The sequence below is a fragment of the Butyrivibrio sp. AE2015 genome (assembly GCF_000420825.1).
Lineage (GTDB): Bacteria > Bacillota > Clostridia > Lachnospirales > Lachnospiraceae > Butyrivibrio.
Genome location: NZ_ATVR01000012.1, coordinates 41,330 through 66,824, shown reverse-complemented (window position 1 = coordinate 66,824; position 25,495 = coordinate 41,330). Strand labels below are relative to the sequence as shown.

19 protein-coding genes are annotated in these 25,495 nt (G+C 39.7%); 17 read left to right on the top strand and 2 right to left on the bottom strand.

From position 1 onward, the window contains the following. Positions 1-9 precede the first annotated feature (9 nt). From G585_RS0108025 to G585_RS19505, 15 genes are all read left to right on the top strand, one after another. Entirely contained in the window at positions 10-1,044 is a 1,035-nt protein-coding gene (locus G585_RS0108025; protein WP_196802898.1) for a sugar ABC transporter substrate-binding protein, read from the top strand. Further along, positions 1,037-2,536, top strand: a complete 1,500-nt coding sequence (locus tag G585_RS0108020; RefSeq protein ID WP_022774221.1) for a sensor histidine kinase — start codon at positions 1,037-1,039, stop codon at positions 2,534-2,536. Before G585_RS0108025 ends, G585_RS0108020 begins: the two co-directional genes overlap by 8 nt. Then, positions 2,514-4,109, top strand: coding sequence for a helix-turn-helix domain-containing protein (locus tag G585_RS0108015; RefSeq protein ID WP_022774220.1), 1,596 nt, complete (start codon positions 2,514-2,516; stop codon positions 4,107-4,109). Before G585_RS0108020 ends, G585_RS0108015 begins: the two co-directional genes overlap by 23 nt. Positions 4,110-4,121: 12 nt before the next feature. Next, positions 4,122-5,189, top strand: a complete 1,068-nt coding sequence (locus G585_RS0108010; RefSeq protein ID WP_022774218.1) for a sugar ABC transporter substrate-binding protein — start codon at positions 4,122-4,124, stop codon at positions 5,187-5,189. A gap of 200 nt (positions 5,190-5,389) precedes the next feature. Continuing rightward, positions 5,390-6,538 carry a multiple monosaccharide ABC transporter substrate-binding protein gene (gene chvE / locus G585_RS0108005; RefSeq protein WP_022774217.1) on the top strand — a complete coding sequence of 383 codons (1,149 nt, stop codon included), beginning with the start codon at positions 5,390-5,392 and terminating at the stop codon, positions 6,536-6,538. Between the two features lie 84 nt (positions 6,539-6,622). Further along, positions 6,623-8,155, top strand: a complete 1,533-nt coding sequence (mmsA, locus tag G585_RS0108000; RefSeq protein ID WP_022774215.1) for a multiple monosaccharide ABC transporter ATP-binding protein — start codon at positions 6,623-6,625, stop codon at positions 8,153-8,155. 10 nt (positions 8,156-8,165) lie between these two features. After that, the gene (gene mmsB, locus G585_RS0107995) at positions 8,166-9,359 is read left to right on the top strand and encodes a multiple monosaccharide ABC transporter permease (protein ID WP_034481723.1); all 1,194 of its coding nucleotides are present in this window, start codon (positions 8,166-8,168) and stop codon (positions 9,357-9,359) included. A gap of 330 nt (positions 9,360-9,689) precedes the next feature. Then, the gene (locus G585_RS0107990) at positions 9,690-11,360 is read left to right on the top strand and encodes a M3 family oligoendopeptidase (protein WP_026663858.1); all 1,671 of its coding nucleotides are present in this window, start codon (positions 9,690-9,692) and stop codon (positions 11,358-11,360) included. A gap of 156 nt (positions 11,361-11,516) precedes the next feature. After that, positions 11,517-13,814 (top strand): ABC transporter substrate-binding protein, encoded by a 2,298-nt coding sequence (locus G585_RS0107985; protein WP_022774211.1) that lies wholly within the window; start codon positions 11,517-11,519, stop codon positions 13,812-13,814. A gap of 210 nt (positions 13,815-14,024) precedes the next feature. Further along, the gene (locus tag G585_RS0107980; protein ID WP_022774210.1) at positions 14,025-15,077 is read left to right on the top strand and encodes an ABC transporter permease; all 1,053 of its coding nucleotides are present in this window, start codon (positions 14,025-14,027) and stop codon (positions 15,075-15,077) included. A gap of 14 nt (positions 15,078-15,091) precedes the next feature. Further along, positions 15,092-17,170, top strand: coding sequence for an ABC transporter permease subunit (locus tag G585_RS18905; RefSeq protein WP_022774208.1), 2,079 nt, complete (start codon positions 15,092-15,094; stop codon positions 17,168-17,170). A gap of 13 nt (positions 17,171-17,183) precedes the next feature. Then, positions 17,184-18,176 (top strand): ABC transporter ATP-binding protein, encoded by a 993-nt coding sequence (locus tag G585_RS0107970; RefSeq protein ID WP_022774207.1) that lies wholly within the window; start codon positions 17,184-17,186, stop codon positions 18,174-18,176. Further along, positions 18,163-19,683, top strand: coding sequence for an oligopeptide/dipeptide ABC transporter ATP-binding protein (locus tag G585_RS19985; protein WP_022774206.1), 1,521 nt, complete (start codon positions 18,163-18,165; stop codon positions 19,681-19,683). The genes G585_RS0107970 and G585_RS19985 overlap by 14 nt, the downstream gene beginning before the upstream one ends. A 19-nt stretch (positions 19,684-19,702) precedes the next feature. Then, positions 19,703-19,957 (top strand): hypothetical protein, encoded by a 255-nt coding sequence (locus G585_RS0107960; RefSeq protein WP_022774204.1) that lies wholly within the window; start codon positions 19,703-19,705, stop codon positions 19,955-19,957. Between the two features lie 131 nt (positions 19,958-20,088). Continuing rightward, positions 20,089-20,262, top strand: coding sequence for a hypothetical protein (locus G585_RS19505; protein WP_022774203.1), 174 nt, complete (start codon positions 20,089-20,091; stop codon positions 20,260-20,262). A 96-nt stretch (positions 20,263-20,358) separates the two neighbouring features. Here G585_RS19505 and G585_RS0107950 read toward each other — a convergent pair whose 3' ends face one another. Beyond that, positions 20,359-20,610: a hypothetical protein gene (locus G585_RS0107950; RefSeq protein WP_022774202.1), complete on the bottom strand. Its 252-nt coding sequence runs from the start codon at positions 20,608-20,610 to the stop codon at positions 20,359-20,361. Between the two features lie 180 nt (positions 20,611-20,790). On the opposite strand from G585_RS0107950, the gene G585_RS0107945 reads away from it, so the two are divergent. Further along, entirely contained in the window at positions 20,791-21,582 is a 792-nt protein-coding gene (locus tag G585_RS0107945; RefSeq protein ID WP_022774200.1) for a hypothetical protein, read from the top strand. 68 nt (positions 21,583-21,650) lie between these two features. On the opposite strand, the gene G585_RS0107940 is transcribed toward G585_RS0107945, so the two are convergent. After that, complete coding sequence (locus G585_RS0107940; RefSeq protein WP_022774199.1) at positions 21,651-23,114, bottom strand: methyl-accepting chemotaxis protein; 1,464 nt, start codon at positions 23,112-23,114, stop codon at positions 21,651-21,653. 261 nt (positions 23,115-23,375) lie between these two features. Between G585_RS0107940 and G585_RS0107935 the strand changes: the two genes are divergently transcribed. Beyond that, positions 23,376-25,445 (top strand): methyl-accepting chemotaxis protein, encoded by a 2,070-nt coding sequence (locus G585_RS0107935; protein ID WP_022774197.1) that lies wholly within the window; start codon positions 23,376-23,378, stop codon positions 25,443-25,445. Positions 25,446-25,495 lie beyond the last annotated feature (50 nt).

The window sequence follows — 25,495 nt, the reverse complement described above, 5'->3', positions numbered from 1 at the left end:
CAGTATCTGGTGCTGATACTAACGCTTCTTTTTACGCTTTTGACACTTATCTTTGGGTCGCTATACTTTAGATTTTACAGATTAGAGCTTGTTAAGCAGGCGGAAGCCCACACCTATGACAAGTATTTTGTGATGATAACTGATAATTACAAGACAGATTTTTGGCAGTCAGTGTATGAGGGAGCACTGGAAAAAGCCAGGGAATCCGATATCTATGTAGATCTTTTGGGGATGAATCTTTCAAGGGACTATTCCTGTGAAGAACTGATGAAGATAGCAACAGCATCAAAGGTTGACGGGATCATGGTCTGTGCTGATGAGTCAAGCTCCATGACCGCGCTTATAAATGATGCGGTTAGTAACGGGATACCTGTAGTAACTCTCTATGGCGATAACACCCATTCCGATAGGCTGAGCTTTGTGGGAATCAGTGGATATAGCGTAGGCAAGATGTATGCCAAGCAGATCATCAATATTATCAAGGATGCAAGGCGTGAAAAGCTTCTTGGAGAAGATGGTATTGAGGACACCAGAAAGGTTCAGGTCGCAGTTCTTGCAAATGCTGATACCAAAGACGCCGGACAGAATATCATTATCTCTGCCATTCAGGATACTATCAGTGAAGAAAATGTAACAGATGCAGAGTTTGATGTTTCTATTGTTACGGTCGATAACACAAATGCATTTTCAGTTGAAGAATCAATCAGGGATATCTTTTTAAATGAGGATGTTCCTGATGTGATCGTATGCCTGAATGAACTCAATACCACCTGTACTTATCAGGCAGTTGTTGATTTTAACAAGGTAGGAGAAGTCAGTGTACTCGGTTATTACGACTCTGCTGAGATTGTCAAAGCCATAGACAGAGGCGGTGTCTATGCTACTATCTCAATCGATACCAGGCAGCTGGGAGAGTACAGTGTTTCTGCCCTTTTGGATTACTATGAATTTGGGAATACAAGCGAATACTATCTGGCAGACGTAACACTCATCGACAGAAGTAACGTGGCAGATTTCCTGAAAAAGGAGGCTCTTGATGAATAAATTCTTAAACAGCCCCCTTCAGACCAAGATCATAAGCGCCTGCGTTCTTGCCAATATAACCATATTCATCGTCAATCTCTTTTTGATAGTCGGGATCAACAGCATGTCAAAAGACATGGAGATGGTCTATGAAAGTAACAGGTCTTTAAATGAGCTTTCTGTGGCGCTTAACCTGGTTCAGGATTCCATGACTGAATATCTTTCTTCAAAGACCAGCGACTCCCTGGAAAACTATTATATAAATGCTCAGAAATTCAGAGACCTTTCTGATGATCTGGGCGAAAAGGTTACTGATTTTTCTTTTAACCGAATGGAAAGAAATATAAAGTACATGTCGGGTGAATACCTTGAACAGGTTGAGCAGACAATAGAGGCTAAAAGAGGAAGAAATGTAGAAAAATACAGGACCTACTATGAATCCTCCACTGATCTTTTTGAGAACATACAAAGCTATATTACAAGTCTTAATCTGGAGCTCTTTGTAATTAATTCAGAGGATTTCATAACTCTGATCCAGACCTTTAGGACCTTTGAGATCATAGGCGTTGTGGTAATGACCTTTGTAATGATAGGAAATGTGATCATAATCACAAGCTTTGTCAAAGCGATGATAATGCCGCTGCGAAGCCTTGCGGACTCAGCCAATGAGATAGCAGACGGTGACTTTGATGTCACGCTTCCATCGGTATCCTATAGCGATGAAGTCGGTATTGTTATTGGAGCCTTTAACAAGATGATCGTCAGCATCAAGGACTATATTGAACAGCTCAAGGTCAGCATGGCCAATGAGCGCTATATGCAGGAAAAAGAGCTGATGATGGAGGCACATCTTAAGGATGCGCAGCTGCGGTATCTGCAGGCCCAGATAAACCCGCATTTTCTTTTTAACACGTTAAATGCAGGGGCACAGCTTGCAATGATGGAAGGTGCTGACAGAACTTATGAATATGTTCAGACTGTAGCTGACTTTTTCAGATACAATGTTAAAAATCAGAAAGACGCTGTTACTTTAAGGGAAGAGGTCACTTTAGTTGACAACTACATCCATATTTTAAATGTACGTTTTTCAGGGGATATCGGTTACGAAAAACAGGTGGATGAAAGACTTCTTGATCACAAAATGCCAAGCATGATCCTTCAGCCAATTGTAGAGAATGCTGTAAACCACGGTATAAGGGAAATGGCTGGCGATGGCAGGATTGTTCTTAAGGTTTATAGGCAGGATAAGGATGTCTGCATAAGTGTAAAGGATAACGGAAAAGGCATCAGTAATGAGACTATAGAAAAAATTCTTTCAGGAGATTATGTAAGTGATGAAAACGCCTACGACAACAACGGAATAGGCATGGATAATGTGATCTCAAGGCTCCGTCTTTTTGCGGGGCATGAAGACGTATTGCAGATATATAGTGAAGGAGAAGGTAAGGGCTGCGAAGTAGTGATTCGTTTGCCGCTTGAGGGAGCCAAATATGTACAGGGTGATGATCGCTGATGACGAGGGTATAGTCATCGACTCAATGAAATTCATAATAGAAAAAGAGTTCGGGCAGCTCTGCCAGGTTGAATTTGCAAAGTCAGGCCGAAAGGTCATAGAACTTGCAGAGAGCTTCAGACCTGACATTGCAGTGATAGATATCCATATGCCGGGAATTAACGGCATTGATGCCATAAAAGAAATGAAGAGGTTTTGCACTAACACTGTTTTTATTGTTATGTCAGCCTATGATAAGTTCGATTATGCTAAAGAGGCCATAAAGCTTGGAGTTTTGGAGTACATCACAAAGCCCATGGAGAGGATAAAGGTAATCACAGTTCTGAAAAAGGCCATGGAGCAGATAGACAGCGATCGTGAAAAGCGCAGCAATGAGCTTTTGATCAAGGAAAAGCTTGAGACAGTTGAGCCTATTATCGAGAACGGACTTATTTATGACATTCTTTTGCAGGAGCATTTTGAAGAGGATATAGACAGCTACAGGACTATTCTGGGGATAAATGAGAACTATGGCTGTATGCTTGCCATTGTCTGTGGCGATTCCCAGGAGGGAAACCACATGACCAACGCAGTTGGAAGCTCTGTAAAAATATCCGGTAAATATCAGGAAATAAGAGAAGGTGTCAGGACCTTTTTTGACTGCAAGATTGGAAATGTAATGGCCAATAAGATAGCAGTTCTTTTGCCTCTTGAAAAAGAGAGCCTTGATTACAACGAGAGAACTGAGATCATTGACAGGGCAAGGGAAATGGCCAGGTTTCTTAAGAAAAAGACAGAGATCAGCTTTAGAGTAGGAATTGGCGGAGTTAAGCCATTAAGGGAACTTGCGGAGTCTTACAAGGAAGCTTTAAATGCACTTATTGCTACAACAGGCTCGGTTGCCCATGTGGATGACCTCACTATCAGCTGCGGCTACGAGGATGATTATCCCAAGGACCTTGAAAAGCCCATGTTTGATGCAGTTACAAAAGGCGATCAGAACGGAACTTTGGTATATGCAGAGAAATATGCCGACTGGATGTGCCAGAGAGCCGGCGATGGTGACCTGATGTCCATGAGACTCAAAGTTCTGGAGTTTTCTTTGTACGCGGAGCACATTGCATATCAGAATGGTGGACAGACCTACCGTTACTCCGGGCGAAACAATTATCTTCCTGAAATAATGGAGCTTGATTCACCTGCGGAGATAAAGAAATGGTTCATAGATAAGATGTCAGGTGCCTGCAGGAACGTGATCAGTAAGAGGGAAGAGCGCTCAAACAGCATTATGAAAACGGCCATGGATTATATAAAGGACAATTTCCACAAGGACATATCCCTTGATGATGTCTCAAGAGTCGTTAATATATCACCTTACTATTTCAGTAAGATATTTAAAGAAGAGAATGGACTTAATTTCATTGAGTATCTGACAAATGTAAGAATAGAAAAGGCCAAAAAGCTTTTGGAGGAGTCGGACCTTTCTATTAAAGAAATATGCATTTCCTGTGGCTATACTGATCCTAATTATTTTAGCCGCAGCTTTAAGAAAAACGTTGGAGTTACACCTACAGAATATAAAGACAGGTTCTAAAGGGTATTTAAAATGGGGAAAAGAATAAGAAGGGTTATTTGTATTTTTTTACTGGCTTTTTTAACTGTTATGTCTTTTAGTGGATGTGAAAAAGAATCGGCGAAAGCAGATAGTAGTGCGGAGAAGGAAAGCGATAAGATCCAGATAGGCATGTGCTTTGACTCTTTTGTCATAGAGCGTTGGCAGAGGGACAGGGATGTATTTGTTTCCACGGCAAAAGAGCTGGGGGCAGAGGTTAATGTCCAGAATGCCAATGGGGATCCTGCTCAGCAAAAACAGCAAATTGATTATTTTATAAAAAAAGGCATGGATGTGATAGTTATCATCACTATAGATTCCGAGGAAATCTTGGAGAGTGTAGAAAAGGCCAGAGAAGCCGGAATCAAGGTGATAGCCTATGACAGACCTATTGCAGGGGCAGATTCAGATCTCTATATTTCTTTTGACAATGAGAAAGTCGGGGAAATGATGGGAAATGCCCTTATGAAAAAAGGTCTGAGTAACGGGAAAGTGCTTATGCTCTGCGGATCGCCAACCGACTACAATGTGCCTATGGTTGAGAGCGGTTTTGGAAAAGTAATGGAGGAGAATAAGATACTTGTCCTTGATGTCTTTCATGCCGATGGCTGGAGAGCGGAGCTTGCAGGGGATTATATCTACGAACACATGGATCTGGTTGAGCAGGCTGATGCTATTATGTGCGGCAATGATGACCTTGCCAGCAAAGTGGTCCATGCGCTGGCTGAAAAGAGACTTGCAGGCAAAAAGCTTGTTGTGGGGCAGGATGCTGATCTTGAAGCCTGCCAGAGGATAGTTGAGGGAACTCAGCTTATGACTGTGTATAAGCCAATCGAGAAGTTGGCTCAGAAGGCAGCACAGTCAGCTGTTAAACTGGCTAAAGGGGAGGAGCTTTTGGAGGAAGAACTCTCTGTATATGATAATGATGGAAAAGAAATTCCATATCTAAAGATAGAACCGGTCAGTGTTACAGCGGATAATATCGATGAAGTCATAATTAAGAGTGGCTTTCATTTAAAAGAAGATGTGTACTTAAATGTTCCGGGGAAAATGCCAAAATAATGAGAGTAGCATTATTTTGAAAACGTTAAAGCTGTGCTTGCAATAAAATGCTAGCACAGCTTTTTTTATAAAAATTTAATAATAAAAATGTGCTATAAGTCGTAAGTTACTCCTATTCTCCCGATGCTAGAATGACACTCGTAAGGAGCAGAAAACAATCTGCAAAAAACTAATAACAAACTATTGTGGGAGGAAAAGAAATGAAGAGAAAACTATTAAGTGCAGTTCTTTCAATGGCTATGGCAGCATCGCTCATGGTTGGATGCGGAAGTGCAGCACCGGCTCAGACACAGACTGACAACAGCGCAGCTCAGACTGAGACCAAAACAGAGACAAAGACAGAGACACCTGCACAGACAGAGAGCGCAGGCGGCGGAAAAGTCGGCGTTGCAATGCCTACTAAGGATCTTCAGAGATGGAACCAGGATGGTGCCAACATGGAAGAGCAGCTTAAGGCGGCAGGCTATGAGGTTGACCTTCAGTACGCATCAAATGATATTGCTACTCAGGTTTCTCAGATTGAGAACATGATAAGCCAGGGAGCACAGGTTCTTGTTATTGCTTCTATCGATGGTGATTCACTTGGAACTGTTCTTGCTCAGGCAAAGGAAGCAGGAATCTCAGTTATCGCTTATGACCGTCTTATCATGAATTCAGATGCTGTTTCATACTATGCAACATTTGATAACTACATGGTTGGAACAAAGCAGGGCGAGTACATCAGAGATCAGCTTGATCTTGACAATGCAGCAGGCCCATTCAACATCGAGATCTTCACAGGTGATCCTGGTGACAACAACGCAAGATCCTTCTACGGCGGCGCTATGGACGTACTTAACAAGTACATCGACGAAGGTAAGCTCGTTGTTCAGTCAGGTCAGAAGGACTTTGATAACGTTGCAACAGCTAACTGGTCAACAGAGAATGCACAGTCAAGAATGGATGCTATCATTTCTGCTAACTATGCAAACGGAACAAAGCTTGATGCAGTTCTTTGCTCAAATGACTCAACAGCTCTTGGTGTTACAAACTCTCTTGAGGCTAACTACACAGGTGATTGGCCAATCATCACAGGTCAGGACTGTGACGTTGCAAACGTTAAGAACATGATCGCTGGTAAGCAGTCAATGTCAATCTTCAAGGATACACGTACACTTGCAGCTAAGACAGTAGAGATGGTTGACGCTATCATGAAGGGCACAGATGCTCCTGTTAATGACACATCAACATACAACAACGGAACAGGCGTTATTCCTTCATACCTTTGCGAACCTGTATTTGCTGATGTTAACAACTACAAAGAACTTCTTATTGATTCAGGTTATTACAAAGAGAGCGATCTTCAGTAATTAAGCTTTATACAGGCGGGTCTTACTGGCCCGCCTTATATTTGAGAATAGGCCGATACAGATAGAAAAGGAGGAGGGGCAACATTGGAAAAGATATTATTGGAAATGAAAAATATCACCAAGACCTTTCCTGGTGTGAAAGCATTAGACAACGTTAACTTAAAAGTTGTAAATGGTGAGATCCATGCGCTTGTTGGAGAAAACGGGGCAGGAAAATCCACACTGATGAATGTGCTTAGTGGTGTTTATCCATATGGTTCTTATGAGGGCGATATTGTATATGATGGTGAAACTTGCAAGTTTGGAGCCATAAAGGATAGTGAAGAGAAGGGAATAGTTATTATTCATCAGGAACTTGCGCTTATTCCCTATATGACTATTGCTGAGAATATGTTCCTCGGAAATGAGAGAGGAAAGAAAATAAAGATTGACTGGAACGAGACAAACAAGCAGGCGAGAAGATACCTGGATATTGTTGGACTTAGAGAAAGTACACAGACATTGATCAAGGATATTGGTGTTGGTAAACAGCAGCTTGTAGAGATTGCCAAAGCTCTTTCTAAAAGGGCAAGGCTTCTTATTTTGGATGAGCCTACATCATCACTCAATGAGACTGATTCAAAAGCGCTGCTTGATCTTTTGCTAAGGCTAAAGGAAGAACGTGGTCTTACTTCCATTATCATTTCTCACAAATTAAATGAGGTTTCTTATGTGGCAGACAAGATCACTGTCATAAGAGACGGAGCGACTATTGAGACTCTTACAAAGGGTGTTGATGACTTCTCTGAGAGCAGGATAATCAAGGGAATGGTAGGCCGCGAGATCTCAGACAGATTTCCAAAGAGAGTGCCGAATATCGGCGATGTGAGTATGGAAGTAAAGAACTGGAATGTTTACCATCCTTTACATAAAGATAGAAAAGTTGTTGATGACGTAAATATTTATGTCAGAAAAGGTGAAGTTTTAGGAATCTCCGGACTTATGGGAGCAGGAAGAACAGAGCTTGCCATGAGTATTTTTGGAAAGAGCTACGGAGAGAATATCACCGGACAGATCTTGTTAAACGGAAAAGAAGTACAGCTAAATACTGTTAAGAGTGCAATCAAGCATGGACTTGCATATGTTACTGAGGACAGAAAGGGAAATGGCCTTATTCTTTCAAATCCAATAAAGACAAATACTACAGTTGCAAATCTTGAGGCAGTAAGCCACAGAACAGTAATTGACAAGCATAAAGAATATGCGGTTGCGGTAGAGTACAAGGATAAGCTAAAGACAAAGGCACCTTCTGTTGAACAACATGTTGGCAACTTGAGCGGTGGAAATCAGCAGAAAGTTCTTTTGGCAAAATGGATGTTTGCTAATCCTGATATTCTCATACTTGATGAGCCTACAAGAGGTATTGATGTAGGTGCTAAATACGAAATTTACTGCATAATAAACCAGCTGGTAGCGGAAGGAAAATCAGTAATCCTTATTTCTTCCGAACTTCCTGAGGTACTTGGAATGTCAGACAGAATCTATGTCATGAACGAGGGCAGGATTGTAGGAGAACTTGATGCTAAGGAAGCAACTCAGGAAAAGATAATGTCAAGAATTTTACAGACTGCTGGTTAATAGGAGGATAGTGATGAATAAGGAACAGGTTTTGGGGTTTTTGAAGAAAAACACCATGGTAATAGTCTTAATTATAGTAGTAGCGTTTTTTTCATGGAGAACCGGAGGGGCTATACTTCTTCCCATGAATGTAAGTAACCTGATCTCACAGAATGCGTATGTGTTCATTCTTGCAACAGGTATGCTTCTTTGTATTCTTACAGGTGGTAACATCGATCTTTCAGTAGGATCAGTAGTGTGTTTTGTAGGTGCGATCGGAGCTCTTTTGATGGTAAATGTAGGAGCCCCTGTGTGGCTTACAATTCTGATAATGATCCTTATCGGAACAGCAATTGGTGCGTTCCAGGGCTTTTGGATCGCCTTTGTAAGAATTCCTCCTTTCATTGTTACATTGGCAGGAATGCTTGCATTTAGAGGATTGTCAAACGTAGCATTAAACGGTCTTACAGTATCTATAAAGGATCAGACAACATTTGTAAACCTCTTCGGAGGCGGTGCAGATTGCTATATTCCTGATTTCTTTGGTAATGGAAGTCTCAATCTCACATGCCTTTTTGGTGGAATACTCGCAGCATCAGTTTTGGTGCTCTTACAGATACTCAGCAGAATAAAGAAAAAACAGAATGGTTACGACCTTGAGTCTGTATGGACTTTTGGGATAAAACTTGCAGTTTTGGCAGCAGTGATCGTTCTTTTTGCCTACAAACTTTCTCAGCACAAGGGAATTCCTACAGTTCTCATCTGGGTTTTGGTTGTGGTAATCATCTATGGCTACATTACAAGCAACACTACAGTTGGTCGTTACTTCTATGCAGTAGGCGGAAACGAGAAGGCTACAAAGCTTTCAGGTATCGACACAAACAGAGTATATTTCCTTGCATATACAAATATGGGATTTTTGGCAGCACTTGCAGGAATGGTAACAATCGCAAGACTTACATCAGCTCAGCCAACCTATGGCCAGAACTATGAGATGGATGCGATCGGTTCCTGCTTCATCGGTGGAGCATCTGCCTATGGTGGAATCGGAACAGTTCCGGGGGTTATTGTAGGTGCGGTTCTTATGGGTGTTATCAACCTTGGCATGTCACTTATGGGCGTTGATGCCAACATGCAGAAGGTTGTAAAAGGTGTAGTTCTTTTGGCGGCTGTTATTTTTGATGTAGTATCAAAGCGTGGTGGTAAGATGATCGTGAAGAATTGATCTAAGGTAAGTTTGAAAACAGCTAAAAAAGCACTTTGTGGATTAGCAAGAGGATTTCTGCCAACCTGTTTGGTTGCGCAGAAATCCTCTTTATTTGTATAGCATGTCTTTAACGAGTTAATGCATTAACTTGTTAACATAATATTTTGTGAACAAACATACGTGATTTCGGCAGGAGATTAATTTTGCTCCTACAGTTTAGTGAATTAACTTGATGTATTTTAACAATTCAACGCTTTCTATTGCTAAATTGATATGTATAAAGTATAATGAAAAAATGTAATTTATAAAAATTTAATATTTAAAGTAGAAAGTGGGTTTACATAAATGATGAAATTATCACAGATGCCTTATGAGCGTCCTGATATGGATGCCATAAAGGCTTTTTATGAGAAACTAATAGACGATAGTAAGAATGCTAAAAGCGGTGAAGAACAGTACGCACTTCACAAAAAGTATACTGATTTTGTTGCAGATGTTAATACAGAGATCAGACTCGCTGTATTTAGACATAACATTGATACAACTGATGAGTTTTATTCAAAAGAAAATGATTATGTCGATGAGATAATGCCTCTTATTTCCAATCTGGATAATCAATATAAAAAGGTTTTATTTGAATCTCCATATCGTGAGTACCTTGAAGAAAAGATAAACAAGATCTTTTTCAAGAATATTGAACTTGCAAACAATTCAATCAGTGAAGAGATACTTCCTCTTATGCAGGAAGAGAATGCACTTATCAGTAAGTATGACAAAGTGATTGCTTCTGCAAAGATTCCTTTTGATGGAGAAGAGTACAATATATCACTTCTTCGCAAAAAGCTTACAGACGAGGATAGAGACACAAGAAAGCGTGCATGGAAAGCTCTTTCAGAGTACTTCCTTTCAGTTACTGATGAAATCGATGATATTTATGACAAGCTTGTAAAGAACAGAACAGAGCAGGCTAAAAAGCTTGGATATGATAATTACGTAGAACTTGGTTACAATCGTATGCAGAGAAATGCATACAGAAGAGCTGAAGTTGAGAATTTCAGAAAACAGATAAAGGAGTCATTTGTTCCTTTTGTATGTGAGATCCAGGAAAAGAGAAAAGCTCAGATCGGTGTAGATGAACTTAAATACTATGATAACGATGTATTCTTCAAAAATGGCAATCCAGCACCTATCGGAACACCTGAAGAAATCATGAGAGCAGGACAGGAAATGTATTCAGAGCTTTCTCCTGAGACAAAAGAGTTCTTTGATTTCATGATGGAGAATGAGCTATTTGATGTCCTTGGAAGAAAGACAAAAAAAGCCGGCGGATATATGGATTATCTTCCTAAATATAAGGCTCCATTTATCTTTGCTAATTTCAATGGTACAAGCGGAGATGTAGATGTTATAACTCATGAGTGCGGCCACGCGTTCCAAGGATTTGTTACCAGAAATGATGAGACTCCTGAAAACAACGACCTTACTATGGAGACAGCTGAGATTCATTCCATGTCAATGGAGTACTTCACATACGGCTGGATGGATAAGTTCTTTGGCGACAGATCAGATGATTATCTTAAGATGCATCTTCAGGATTCTATCACTTTCATTCCTTACGGATGTATGGTTGATGAGTTCCAGCATATTGTTTATGACAAGCCTGAGATGACTCCGGCAGAGAGAAAACAGGTTTGGAAAGAACTTGAGAAAACATACAGACCATGGCTTGATTTTGATGGCGATGAGTTCTTTGATGAAGGCGGTTTCTGGCAGAAACAGGGACATATTTTCTGGAATCCTTTCTATTACATAGATTACGTTCTTGCAAGCGTAGTGGCTATGCAGTTCAAAGTATGGATGGACAAAGACTATAAGGATGCCTGGAATCATTACTTACAGCTCTGCAAACTTTCAACCAGAGATTTTTACGAGAACGAGCTGGCTGAAGTTGGCCTTAAGAGCCCATTTAAGGATGGCACAATAGATGAGCTTGCAAGGAATATGAGAGAAAAAGTCTGATAACTCTTTATTATAGGAAGAGATAAGTTTATTTTTAAAAAACTTATGTTGCATTTTTGGTTTCGCCGATTTAAAATGGTGAAGTGTCAAAAAGACATATGTGCGCCGGTGACAAACACTGTGCGATTACATATATATTATGCGGGAGGTAGAAATATGAAAAAAAAGACACTTGCGTCTCTCCTTGCTCTTACAATGGTAGCTGGTTCATTATCAGCTTGCGGTAAGACAACAACAGAGACACCTGCAGCTCCTCAGGCAACTGAAGAGGCTTCTACAGAAGCAGCTGCAGAGACAGAAACAACAGAAGAAGCAGAAACAGAATTAGTTTCAACTGCTGATCTTCCATCATCAGTTCAGGAACTGAACGGAAAAGAGTATGGTGAGAATGCTGATTACATTTCACTTTACGACAAGTATGGCAAGCAGATCTCAATCGCTGATGTAACAGAAGATGAGACAACTGGACTTGCTTACCTCAATGTAGACGGAAAGAGCTACGAGCTCGGTCTTGATTTCCTTTCAATGGCTATGGTTTACAACACATCAACAGAGGGAACAGACTTCGCTACAGAAGATGAAGTATATGCAGAGTGGTGGAAGTATTACATCACACGTTGGAATCATATGCTTCCTGAGATTCCTCTTTACTCAAACGAGTACTATGATGTTTACAACACACAGATCAAGGGCGTAGATGAATATCCTACAAACCCATATTGGAATCCAGCTCTTGCTCTTATCGACTGGACATCAGAAAAAGAAGATAACTCAATCATCCTCGGTGATACAACAGATCTTTCTGGTAAGTTCAGATATTCTGTATTCGGAGCTAGTAACCCTGGCGCATCAGATAATGATATCTACAGACTTACAAATGGCCTTGACATCGTTGCTATGACAAAAGAAGGTGGCTATGAAGTTAACAAGACTGTTGTTGACAGCTATGAAGAAGTAGACAATGAGGATGGTTCAAGAACTTACACAGTTAAGATCAAGGACAACCTTAAATTCTCAGATGGATCTGCTGTAACAGCTAAGAACTATCTGTACTTCCCACTTGCATTCTCAACACCAGTTGCTGCAGAAGCTGCAGGTAAAGATCACAAGAGACTTCTTTATGAAGTAGGCTTTGATGCATTCAATGCATATGACGGAACAAACGAAGGTACAGACGGCGCAACAAAGGTTATGAGCGGTGTTCGTCTTATAGATGATTACACATTCTCAGTAACAATTGATGCTCAGTATCTTCCTTACTTCTATGCAAACACATACCTTGCAAGAGATTACTTCGCTCCTTCATACAAGGATCTCTGGTTTGGTGATTGTGATATAGCTGATGACGGCGAAGGCGTTTATATCACAGGCGACTTCTATGCAAAAGACGGTGACAGCTATGTAATGGCTAAGCACATTACTGAGTCAGCTAACAACACAGATACAAAGTATCCTTACACAGGTGCTTATGTTGTAAAGAGCTATGACGCAAGCGATAAGTCAGCTGTTCTTGAGAGAAATGAGTACTATGCAGGTAACTATGATGGAGCAGTTCCTTCTATCGAAAAAGTAGTTTATAAGAAGGTAATCGCAGAGACTCAGCTTGAAGACTTTAAGTCAGGCGGTATTGATCTCCTTTCAGGTATCACAGGTGGTTCTGCAACTGATGAAGCTGTAGCACTTGCTGATGGTTCAAACGGAGCTTATGCTTATACACACTATTCAAGAGCTGGTTATGGTAAACTTGGATTCAGATGTGACTATGGCCCAGTTCAGTACACAGCAGTTCGTCAGGCTATTGCATACTGCATGGACAGAGCAACATTTGCTAAGGACTTCACAGGTGGTTACGGCGGAGTTGTTGACGGACCTTACTACACAGGATCTTGGATGTATAAGGCTGCTGTAGATCAGGGAATGCTTCTTAACACATATGATACTTCTGTAGATTCAGCTATCGAAGTTCTTGAGAACGATGGTTGGGTATACAATGCAGAAGGTGGCGAGTACACAGAAGGTGTTCGTTATAAGAAGATTTCCGGCGAGTATGCTACAGATAACGACAAGAACTATCAGTCAGTTGACGGTGCATACAAGACAGTTGAAATCAATGGCGACTACTATATGCCTCTTGTACTTAACTGGTATGGTACTGTTGATAACGAGTTCTCAGATCTCCTTGTAACAGGTTTCGAGCAGAACGATAATATCGCAGCTGCAGGATTTGCTGTTCAGAAGACAACTGGTGACTTTGCACCAATGCTTGATGAGCTTGCTCAGCAGCAGATTTATGGTTACTACAGTGGTACACCTATGTACACATGCTTTAACTTTGCTACTGGATTCAACTCAGCTGTTTATGATTATTCACTTAATATGACTATTAATCCTACAACATATGACGATTATCAGGCATATTACATTAAGGATGAAGCAGATATTTATTGGAACTAATTTTCTACTAGAAGTTTCGGTAGGATTATGGTAATATAGGTAACTGACTGACAATCCACGGTTATGGGAATGAGCCCATAACCGTGGATTATTGTCGGTTTAAAGATGATTTTCGCAATATAGATTATTTGTTATTTGAATTTGAATACTCCTATCTGCAAATTGATTACAGATGGTTTATATATAGAATATTTTTAGGAGGTTTTGGCTGTGGGAAAATATATTCTTAAAAGAATAGGCTACATGTTTATTGTTCTTGTAGTTATGTCAGTTTTACTATTCCTTATATATAATCTGGTGCCAAATAACAGAGCTTATACAGACGCAAAAGCGGATATGACAGCTCAGAAAACTCGTCTTCGTAACGCTTCCGAAGAAGAGAAGGACAAGATGTTTAATGATTTGTATTTGGAATACCAGCGTAGATATGGAACGGATACCGATAATATGGCGGTGAGATACCTTAGATGGGTAGGAATTATGCCTAACTATTATGGTACTTATTCCGGACTTTTACAGGGAGATTTTGGTTACTCATATGAGTTCAAGGATGATGTTATCAATGTCGTTCAGGAACCTTTGAAAAACACCATATTTATAAATATATTTGCAACAATTCTTGCGCTTGGAATAACAATTCCTTTGGGAATTGTCTGCGCTGTACATAAGGGAAGCAAAGGTGATCAGGCTATGCAGGTAATTACCATCATAGGCTATTCGCTTCCGACTTTCGTAACAGCAATTCTTTTTGTATGGATATTCTGTTCACTTCTTGGAATATTCCCTCCTAGTGGAATGAAGACTCCGGGAAGTAACTATACAGGATGGAAGTGGTTTGTCGACAGAATGTACTACATGGCACTTCCTCTTATAACAATGACTTTCTGCTCACTTGGTTCTATGACAAGATACGTCAGAGCTTCTATGATTGATGCTCTTTCACTTGACTGCATCAGAACAGCGAGAGCTAAGGGTGTTACAGAAAAGGCAGTTATTTATTCACATGCATGGAGAAACGCTCTTATCCCTATTGTTACTCTTGTTGTTGGATGGTTCCTTGGTATTTTCGGTGGATCACTTATTTTCGAGAATACATTTGGTATCAACGGAATGGGTAAACTTATGATCGTCTCACTCCGTACACAGGACTTTGATGTAGTTATTTTGATGCAGCTTTTCTATGTTGCTATTTCTCTTATAGGCAACCTGATAATTGATATTGTATATGGACTTGTTGACCCTAGAGTCAGAGTAAGCGCCTAAGGAGCAGTGAGATTATGAAGAAAAAGAATTTTTTTGGCCGATTGAACGGCTGGGTACGCAGAGTATTTTTTGGAGGAAGCAGAGATCTTGCAAACTCCATTGATGTTGAAGAAGTAGTAAGCCCTGTAGGACAGATTGTAAGAAACTTCCTTGAGAGAAGACTTGCAGTTGGAGCTTTAATAGTAGTTATTTTAATGTTCCTTTTGGTTTTCTTTGGACCACTTTTTATGCCTAACTACTATGACTCATATACAGAAGTTACTCAGAAAAATGTTGCTCCTACAATGAGCATGATGAAAGTTCCTTCAGGACTTAAAAATGATATAAAGATGATCGACAGCTATGGTAGTTTTTCAGTAGGTCTTTCCAATTCGGGAGATGTATATGTTTGGGGAGCTACACAGCTTGGAACAACAGGTATTGATATTGGAGAAATCCCTGATGCAGTTAAGGAAGATACAATTGCTTATGTTGCAGCAGGTATTGACCATATTATTGCTATCAGTGAATCAGGTAAGGTTTACGGATGGGGCTCCAATAAGCACGGTCAGTACATAACAACTGATAAAGAGGTTCTTGAGCAGCTTGAAGAAGCTGAGGAATCAGTAAGTGAAGAGGATCAGGCTATCCTTGAAGAGGCTGGTGCTTCATCTTCTGTAGAGGGTGAAGATACTGAGGCTTTGGAAGAGACTACTGAGGAAACAGAAGTTGCAGCAACATCTGCTTCAGCAGGTGAGAATATCATTGCAATGCCAGATGAGCTTGTGAATGGAACTATTGATGTGGCTAATATCAAAAAGCTCGTTTGTGGATATCAGTGCACTGCAATCCTTATGAATGATGGCAAGCTCTATATCTGGGGTAATGCTAATGCATACCAGAATATCAGCAGCTTTGTTGATAAAGATGACCTTACTGATATTGATTTCACACTTAACTATGTAGTTGGTCTTACTGATGCAGGAACATCAATCTACACAGGAAAGCGTGGTCTCTACGATCAGTATCGTACAAATATAAATGAAGCAGCTAAGTCTTCCAAGAAGTTCCTTGGAAAGAGAAAGATTGTTTCAATCTATGCTACAAACAATCACCTTTGCGGAATGCTTAGTGACGGAAGCCTGTTCTTTACAGGAAACTTCCCAAATGATTCAGTTGCTATGCCTGCTCTTCATGACGGAGAGACCGTAGTACAGCTTGAAGCAGGAACATATCACTACACAGCTCTTACATCAGAGGGAAGAGTTCTTTCATGGGGTGGCTCAACACTTCATCAGACAGATGTTCCAAATGGACTTGATGGAAAGGTGACAAAGGTATTTGCAGGTGCTTTCCAAAGCTATGCAGTTAACGATAGCGGTAAGCTCCTTGATAAGTGGGGCCTTAAGGGATATCTCTTTGGAACAGACGGTAATGGAGCAGACATCTTCCAGCGTATCATTGCAGGTGGAAAGATGACTATGACAATCGGTGCGGTTGCAGTTATCATTTCAACTATTATCGGTATTGTGGTTGGATGCCTTTCAGGATACTTTGGCGGAACAGTGGATATCATTCTCATGCGTGTAGCAGAGATCTTTGCAGCTATCCCATTCCTTCCATTTGCACTTATTCTTTCAGCTATCATGGCACAGATGGATATTTCAGAGAATAAAAAGATATTTATTCTTATGTGTATCCTTGGTGTTCTTACATGGACAGGACTTGCAAGAATGGTAAGAGGACAGGTCCTTGTAGCACGTGAGAACGAGTATGTTACAGCAGCTAAGGCTATGGGTGTTAAAGAAGGCAGAATTGCTTTCAGACACATCCTTCCAAATATTGTTTCAATCATCTTCGTTACACTAACACTTGATTTTGCAACATGTATGCTTACAGAATCTTCTCTTAGTTATCTTGGATTTGGTGTTACATATCCAAGACCAACATGGGGTAACATGCTGAGTGGTTCAAACAATTCAACTATTATCAAGAATTACTGGTGGCAGTGGGTATTTACATCTATCTTCCTTGCAGTTACCTGTATCTGTATCAACATTGTAGGTGACACATTAAGAGATGTAATGGATCCAAAATCAGATCGTGATAAGTAAGGGAGTGTAAGAGATGGCTTTATTAGAATTAAAAGATTTACATACCTTTTTTAGAACTAAAAAGGGAATAGTTAAAGCGGTTAATGGCGTTTCTTACTCAGTTGATGAAGGAAAGACCATTGGCGTAGTAGGAGAGTCCGGTTCCGGAAAGAGCGTATCAGCAATGAGTATTCTGCAGCTCCTTGATGGTAACGGATACATCGATAGCGGTGAGATCATGTTCGATGGCAGAGATCTCACAAAGCTTTCAGAAAAAGAAATGTATAAGGTTCGTGGTAATGATATTTCGGTTATTTTCCAGGAACCAATGACAAGCTTAAATCCTGTCTTCACTATCGAAAGACAGGTAAGTGAGCCTTTCATTATCCATCAGGGTATGAATAAAAAAGAAGCAGCCGAGAAGGTCGTTGAGATGCTGGCAGATGTAAAGATTCCTAATCCTCACATTGTTGCAAAGCAGTATCCACATCAGCTTTCAGGTGGTATGAGACAGAGAGTTATGATTGCTATGGCTCTTGCCTGCAAGCCCAAGCTTCTTATTGCTGACGAGCCTACAACGGCCCTTGATGTTACAATTCAGGCCCAGATTCTTAAGCTTATGAATGATCTTAAGAGTGAATACAATACTTCAATCATCTTTATTACACACGATCTTGGTGTAATAAGACAGATTGCTGATACAGTTGCAGTTATGTACTGCGGACAGGTTGTTGAGCTTACAGACGCAGAGACAATCTTCCACGTATCAGAGTTCTCACATCCATATACTGAAGGACTTATGATTTCTATTCCAAGACTTGATACTCCTTCAAACCAGAAGCTTGATGCTATTCCGGGTGCAGTGCCTCATCCACTTAAGCTTCCAAAGGGATGTAAGTTCGCTCCTCGTTGTAAATATGCAACAGAGAAGTGCTTAAATGAAGAACCACCACTTATCAAGGTTCGTGAGGGCCAGCAGGTAAGATGTTTCTATGCTAGAAAGGAGGATCGTCATGCCACAAAATGATAAAGTCCTCTTAAAGATTACAAACTTAAAACAGTATTTCCCTGTAGCTAAAAAGGGAATGTATGTAAAAGCCAATGATGGTATTACATTGGATATTTACGAAGGTGAGACATTAGGTCTTGTTGGAGAGTCAGGCTGTGGAAAATCAACTTTTGGCCGTACACTTCTTCAGTTATATCGTCAGACCGGTGGTAAGACAATGTACTATGGAGCTTCTCTTGATGAACTTGCTCCTAAGTATGTAAAAAAGACTGTTACAAACCTTACTAAGCTAAAGAAGAAGATGGAAGAGCATCAGGCTGAGTATGAAAAGGCTCAGAAAGAGTATGATGCAGCACCTGATGATAAGAAACTTCACCTTCACACAGATCTCACAGCAAAAAAGAAGACTGCTAAGGATTCTTATCTCAATATTGTTAATCTTATCGGTGGCTTTATAGTTGCTGACGACCTTGCTCCTGTTGAGAAAATCTATACAGAGAGATATTCAGCATGTGAAAAGCTCAATAAGGATATTGAGAAGCATAAGAGTGCTAAGCTTGATGCAGATGAGCTTGAGTATGTAGTTAATAAAAAGGCTGATAAGGCAACAGATAAAGAGAAGAATAAGCTTGCTTCTCTTAAGGCAAAGGCAGATCTTATTAAAAATACAATTGATGCTGATAAAGCAGCAATAGCAGCAATTGATGAGAGAATAGAAGCTCTTCGCGCAAACTACAGAAGCAATCCTGATTTTGCAAAGCATGAAGAGAATCGAGATGAGGGTATTGATCTTGCAAGACTTTCATACAACGAAGTTCGTCTTATCAGAAATCAGCTCCAGTATATTTTCCAGGATCCGTATTCATCACTTAATCCTAGAATGACTGTTGCATCACTTATCGGTGAGGGACTTATGGCTCATAAGTTCTGCAAGGGCAACAATGAGCGTATGCAGGATGAAGTAATCAAGATCATGGAAGACTGCGGACTTGCAGGATACTTCGTACACAGATTTGCTCACCAGTTCTCAGGTGGTCAGAGACAGCGTATTGGTATTGCACGAAGCCTTGCTGTTAATCCTAAGTTTGTAGTATGTGACGAAGCTGTATCAGCTCTTGACGTTTCAATTCAGTCACAGATCCTTAACCTGTTACAGGAACTTAAGGAGAAAAAGAACCTTACATATTTGTTTATCACACATGACCTTTCTGTTGTAAAATATATTTCAGACAGAATCGGTGTTATGTATTTAGGAAACCTTGTTGAGCTTGCAACAGCTGATGACATATTTGCATCACCTGCGCATCCTTATACTAAGGCTCTTCTTGAGTCAATACCTACAACTGACAGCAAAAAGGATCTGGTAGTTCTCGAAGGAGATATACCTAGCCCTGTTAACCCTCCTAAGGGATGTAAGTTCCACACAAGATGTAAGTATTGCACAGAAATTTGTGAACATGTTGTTCCTGAGTGGGAAGAGATATCTCCAAATCACTTTGTAGCATGCCATCATAAGCTTGTGTAATTTTGAAAGGTTACTTTGAATGGGATGGAATAGAAAAGTTGACAGAATATTTAAGGCAAGAGAAGAAAATAAAAAAAGTGAAGAGATGCCTGATATATACGCGGATGAGTATTATGATCCGAAAGAGGACAGAATTCCTTACGAAGTAGGAGATAACCTGGAAAAAGGAGATCTTTTTGCTATGATAGTGTCGGCTTGGATTGTTATCATGCCGATAGCTTTAGGGATTCTTCTTCTTATCGTATTACTTGCATGGTTCCTTCTTGGACTCTAAAATAATAAACTTTTCATTAAATAGGCACAAAAGTGTTAACTTTTGTGCCTATTTTACGATATAATAATAGAAAAGCAGATGGGATCTGCTTTCAAATTATTATACTATTTTAGAAAGGAGGAAAAATGTGTATGACAGCTACATGTGATGCCAGAATGGAAGTTATGGACTGCATTAGAAAGGATTGTGAGAACGAATATTATCCAGATCCCGAGAAAGTTGCCCATATTACCGGTTTACCTTTGGGGGTTGTGTTTGATCTGTTAATCGAACTTAAAAACCAGGGTTGTCTTGGAAAGAGATGATCTTCACCAATTTAATGGAGAATACCATGGAAGAACAGCAAATTTAAAGGTCCTGTGCAATTAAAGCATAGGACCTTTAATATTTTTTTATTATTATCAAAGCATTTCTACAGGCTCATGCGTAAAGTCAGCTTTTCCTTCTTCGTAAAGAGCTTTTACAAAGTCTATAGCTCTCTGACCTGATTCCTCTATAGGCACGTTTTGACTGTATATGTACTTTAAGTTATCACCGGTTGTAAGTAAGAAGTCTATTTCTGTTCCGCTTATCTTTCCATCACCAAAATCCAATGGCTTTACTTCCACAGAGCTTACTTCTTTTATAATTCCTGAACCAAAAAGAACTCTCATTAAGAAAACCTCCTTTATGTAAGTGATATTATAGTCTATATTTTATCACTAAAATGATGTAATTGCGATACTCTTTGGCTATTTTGCCTATTTGTGCTATACTAAAACTTGTGTTACAAAATTTGTAATATATTCTTGAAAGGAAGATGACAGAGCCATTTTGGCGCTTAATATATAGAAATGAATACTATAAAAAAGTTACTTACATCAGTTGCACTTACAGCAACATCATTTTCACTTCTTACAGGCTGTTCTTCAGCTGATAAAACTGCTATACAGGATACTGCTGATAAATTTCTTGAAATAGTTAAAAGCGGTACAAACGAGGATATTGAGAAATATGCCAGTGCCGAAGTTTCAGAAAGCGAATTTGTTAAGACCTTCGATAGTGAATATCTTAAACAGAACTTTATGGACGGTTTTGTAAGCAGCGAGATAGATGATGCTACGATGGAAAGAGTTGAATCATTCTGTTCACTCTTTTCCGATATGATTACAGATTACAAAATATCAGAAGTTTCTGTTGATAAAAGCGGCGTGGGAACAGTTGTAGCGATGATCGATACTTCTTTTCCTATTGATGTGATTGACAACTCGGAAGCTCTTGAGCTTATTGAAGAGCAGGCTCAGTCCTACTATGCTGAGAATGAAGAGCAGATAGTGGCAATGTATGAGGAAAAGACAGAAGAAGAGGTTGAGGCATATATTTATAACGATATGATCATCAAGATCATTGATGTTTATGAAGCACTTATTAAAGAGGCTTCGCCCGAAACCTATGCGATAACACTTACAGTTGAGAAAAATGCTGAGACAGACAGCTATTATGTGACAGGTGTTACATCTTACGATGAAGCGTCAGAATCTACTACACAGGCTGCTACAGAGACTGCGACTACTGTTGAGGCAACATCATCAGCCACCGGTTCTTCTGAGGAAGCAGATGCTTCTTCCAGTTCAGTATCAGAATAAAGAATAATGCATGAAATAAAAAGGCTACGCATTTTAATGCGTAGCCTTTTTCTATAAATGAATTTACATTAGTCTGTTTGCATGTCTTTAAGCTTATTAGCCTGCTGGAATATTTCGCCCAAAATCTTTTTGAAACCTTCGAATTTTTCTACAGCCATATCAGATGAGCGAACTCCTTCGTTGGAGAGAGAAGCAACTTCCTGGCTTGTAGCTGACAGGTTGGAGATACTGTCATTGATCTCAGTAGTAGAAGATGCAATCTGCTTCATTCCTTCACCAATCTCGGCGAATCTGTCAAGCATCTCTGTAACATTTTCATTGATACTATTGAAGTTCTCTCCAACAGACTCTATCATTGCATTCTGTTCTGATACGGATGCAACTGTATCATCAATACTTGCCATAGCTTTCTGAACATCTTCATTAAGCTCATTTATGATATTTGTAATCTTTGTAGAAGCTGTATTTGTTTCATCGGCAAGCTCTCGCACGTCGTTAGCAACTACTGCAAAGCCTTTTCCTGCTTCACCGGCCCTTGCAGCCTCTATGCTGGCATTAAGTGCAAGAAGGTTAGTCTGTTTGGAAATAGACATAATAGAGCCAACAATCTTTTGTACTTCTTCAACCTTATTGATAACTGCCTGAGTAGCATCAACTGTAACCTGGCTTTGTTTTGAAACATCTTCAGATTTGATCTTAAGATCTTCAATAACTTTTACGCCGTCCTTTACGGCTTCCTGAGTACTTTCTGAAGCTACAGTCATTTCTTTTCTATGCTGCTCCGTAGTATTTGTTTCTTCCTGAATTTCCTGAACTCGTTCAGCCTGTTGTGTTACGGCCTGAGCTGTACTTTCCATACTTGAAGCAATGTCCTTCATGCCTTCGTGCTGTGTTTCGATTATATTCTGCAAAGAGACCATATCTTCCTGAGAAGAATTAAATAGGTCAGTAATAGTATTGGCAATTTCTGCCATTGCATTTCCTGTCTCGAGCGTCTTTTCGGCATTCTTTGTTATCTTTTCATTATTTTCATCGTTGAACTTTGTTAAAAGAGTTACTGTAGCAATACAAGCTACAAAAGCAAGAGCCAGTGTGATGAAGGCAGGAACATGAACCATATCCAGAGAACCTTTTGAAACATAGGCCTTTATGCATGTAATAAAGAATGAAATGGTTATAGCCGAGATTCCAGCTTTACAGAGCCTTATATTTAAGTAGACAATGCTGCAGAAAAGTATCGGAAGACCAAATGCAAAATATGAAATGCTGTCTTCTGCGATAAGTAAAACAAAATAGAAGATCGTTGCACCACCCATTATGAGAATGCAGCCAAGTTTCTGTGTGGCGAACTTAAATTCACCAATACAGATCATTACACCACCGAGTACGACATTGGCAAAAATGGATATTTTACCAACTGTTAAACCGGTTGAGAAAGTATTGATTATTGTAAGTATAAGTCCACTTAATAGTATAACTACACAAACAGAAAAAGAAGTACTGTTAGCACGGCGAAATTGTTCTGGGCTCATATGTTATTTTCCTTTCTTAACTACATTGTGTTTTATGAAAACCATATTAATTCTACCATAGCAGGCTAGAATATAAACTATTTAACGTATTAAAAAGTTATTAAAAAAAGATAAAAGCGAATGTTATAAAGTGATTTTTTATAGATGTTTATACTTTTTTAAGAACACATAAAAACAATATATTGTAAAATATAGTTAGCGTTCAGTATACACTTGAAAACATTGGCGCGAAAAAATGTATGATTCAGAAGAGGTGTGTCTATGAAAAAAATGAGCCTGAAAGTTAAAATGTTACTTTGTATTTTGCCTGTTATGGCAATCGCCATGATCATCTTAACTTATGTGGCTACCAAGGAACTGTCTACCAATCTTCAGACAGCGAATACTGAAGCCATGAACAATAATGTTGAGGCAAATGCAAATAGTCTTGATGGAAAACTGGAGATCATAAGAACTACAGCTGTAACTGTTGCAGAAATGGTTTCTACATCTTATCAGTTTGTTCAGATGGATAACTATAAGGGAACATTATCTAAGATTATTAATGATAATGATTCTATCCTTGGTGCAGGATTGTGGTTTGAGCCAAATACATTTGATCCGGCTGAAAAATATATCGGCCCATATTGGTACAGAGATGGAAGTACAATAGTTGAAACCTGGGATTATAGTAATGCAGAGTATGATTATTTTAATCAGGAATATTATTTGAATGCAAAAGCTCTTTCGCAGGGACAGGCCGTTATAACAGATCCATATTATGATCCTACAAGTGGAAAGATCATGTCCAGTTGTTCTGCTCCAATATATGATGGGAATACATATGTTGGATGTGTAACTGTTGATATGGAGCTTACTGATATTTCAGAGTTTGTATCAAATATCAAAGTAGGTTCAACAGGAAGTGCTATACTTCTTTCTTCTGATGGTACTTATATATATACGGACGACAACCAAAAGGTAATGGATGGCGTAAAGATGCAGGAGGACCCTGATGCAAATATAGCAGCAGGAGGTCAGATGATCCTTTCAAATTCCGGCGAAGAGCCACATATGGGAGTTATGAGAGTTGGTGGAAAAACAATCCTCTTAACCTATATGGATGTTGCAAAAGTTAATTGGAAGATGATCATCAGAATGGATCTTGAAGAAATTGAAGCACCATCAAAAAATGCTACAAGAGTTCTTACAGTAATCATGATCATTGCTCTTATTATAAGTGCTGTTATTATAACAATCTTTGTTATGAGTATTGCTAAGAGTATCAACAGCGTTAAACAGTTTGCAAACATTCTTGCAAGTGGAGATTTTACAGTTGATAAAATCGTATCTAACAGAGGTGATGAACTCGGTCAGATGAGTGATTCCCTCAACGATATGTTTGAGAATAACAAGGAAGTTATTTCTAGAATTTCAGATGGATCAGTACAGGTGAGCGAGACATCAACAGGCCTCGCCAATATGGCTAATGAGCTCTCCGGCCAGTTTAATGATATCCAGACCAATATGTCAGGTGTTAACGATGCAATGATGTCGTCAGGAGCTGCTACAGAGCAGGTAAATGCATCTGTTGAAGAAGTTAATGCATCGGTTCAGCAGCTTGCATCTGAAACAGAAAAGACAAGCGAAGATGCTGTTGATATCAAGAAAAAAGCAGGTGAGATCGAGCAGCAGAGCAAAGCTGCATATGATAATGCTTTACGTATTGCAGAGCAGCGCGAGGCTGACCTTGCGGATGCCAATGAAAAAGCTAAAGTTGTTGATGAAATCGGAACACTTGCAGATACAATTGCTGAAATTGCTGATCAGATCAATCTTCTTTCACTTAATGCCAGCATAGAGGCTGCAAGAGCAGGAGATGCAGGTAAAGGATTTGCAGTTGTAGCTTCTGAGATCAATAAGCTTGCAAGCAGCACTTCAGAAGCGGTAGAACAGATCAGAGAGACAATAGACGGAGTACAGGAAGCATTCGGAACACTTTCAAGTTCATCCGGAGAACTCCTTGGATTTATCAAAGAAACAGTTGCTCCTGACTATGATAAATTTGTTAATATGGCAAAACAGTATGGTGATGATGCAGGAGCATTTGGCGATTCTTCAGAAAAGATCGCAGGAATGGTTGAGAATATCAGAGCAGCTATGGAAGAGGTATCTAAAGCTATTCAGAATATCGCAGAGTCCACTCAGGATACAGCTGATCTGTCAAGCAGAGTAAATGATTCTGTAATGGCTGCAGCTGATGTGGTATCCAATGTAAATGATATGTCCAGCAAGCAGGAAGAGATTGCGGATACTCTCGGAGAGATTGTTGGCAAATTTAAACTTAAATAATTTTCCCCTCCCCAAAAAAAGAACTCCCAAATCCGGGAGTTCTTTTTTTG

Excerpts from the sequence above, each read along its gene's own strand:
- G585_RS0107960 (WP_022774204.1), top strand. The coding sequence starts at position 19,703 with ATGGGATGGAATAGAAAAGTTGACAGAATATTTAAGGCAAGAGAAGAA.
- G585_RS0107985 (WP_022774211.1), top strand. The coding sequence starts at position 11,517 with ATGAAAAAAAAGACACTTGCGTCTCTCCTTGCTCTTACAATGGTAGCT.
- G585_RS0107990 (WP_026663858.1), top strand. The coding sequence starts at position 9,690 with ATGAAATTATCACAGATGCCTTATGAGCGTCCTGATATGGATGCCATA.
- G585_RS19985 (WP_022774206.1), top strand. The coding sequence starts at position 18,163 with ATGCCACAAAATGATAAAGTCCTCTTAAAGATTACAAACTTAAAACAG.
- G585_RS0107950 (WP_022774202.1), bottom strand. The coding sequence starts at position 20,610 with ATGAGAGTTCTTTTTGGTTCAGGAATTATAAAAGAAGTAAGCTCTGTG.
- G585_RS19505 (WP_022774203.1), top strand. The coding sequence starts at position 20,089 with ATGACAGCTACATGTGATGCCAGAATGGAAGTTATGGACTGCATTAGA.
- G585_RS0107940 (WP_022774199.1), bottom strand. The coding sequence starts at position 23,114 with ATGAGCCCAGAACAATTTCGCCGTGCTAACAGTACTTCTTTTTCTGTT.
- G585_RS0108010 (WP_022774218.1), top strand. The coding sequence starts at position 4,122 with ATGGGGAAAAGAATAAGAAGGGTTATTTGTATTTTTTTACTGGCTTTT.
- G585_RS0107935 (WP_022774197.1), top strand. The coding sequence starts at position 23,376 with ATGAAAAAAATGAGCCTGAAAGTTAAAATGTTACTTTGTATTTTGCCT.
- G585_RS0108020 (WP_022774221.1), top strand. The coding sequence starts at position 1,037 with ATGAATAAATTCTTAAACAGCCCCCTTCAGACCAAGATCATAAGCGCC.
- chvE (WP_022774217.1), top strand. The coding sequence starts at position 5,390 with ATGAAGAGAAAACTATTAAGTGCAGTTCTTTCAATGGCTATGGCAGCA.
- G585_RS18905 (WP_022774208.1), top strand. The coding sequence starts at position 15,092 with ATGAAGAAAAAGAATTTTTTTGGCCGATTGAACGGCTGGGTACGCAGA.
- G585_RS0107945 (WP_022774200.1), top strand. The coding sequence starts at position 20,791 with ATGAATACTATAAAAAAGTTACTTACATCAGTTGCACTTACAGCAACA.
- G585_RS0108015 (WP_022774220.1), top strand. The coding sequence starts at position 2,514 with ATGTACAGGGTGATGATCGCTGATGACGAGGGTATAGTCATCGACTCA.
- G585_RS0107970 (WP_022774207.1), top strand. The coding sequence starts at position 17,184 with ATGGCTTTATTAGAATTAAAAGATTTACATACCTTTTTTAGAACTAAA.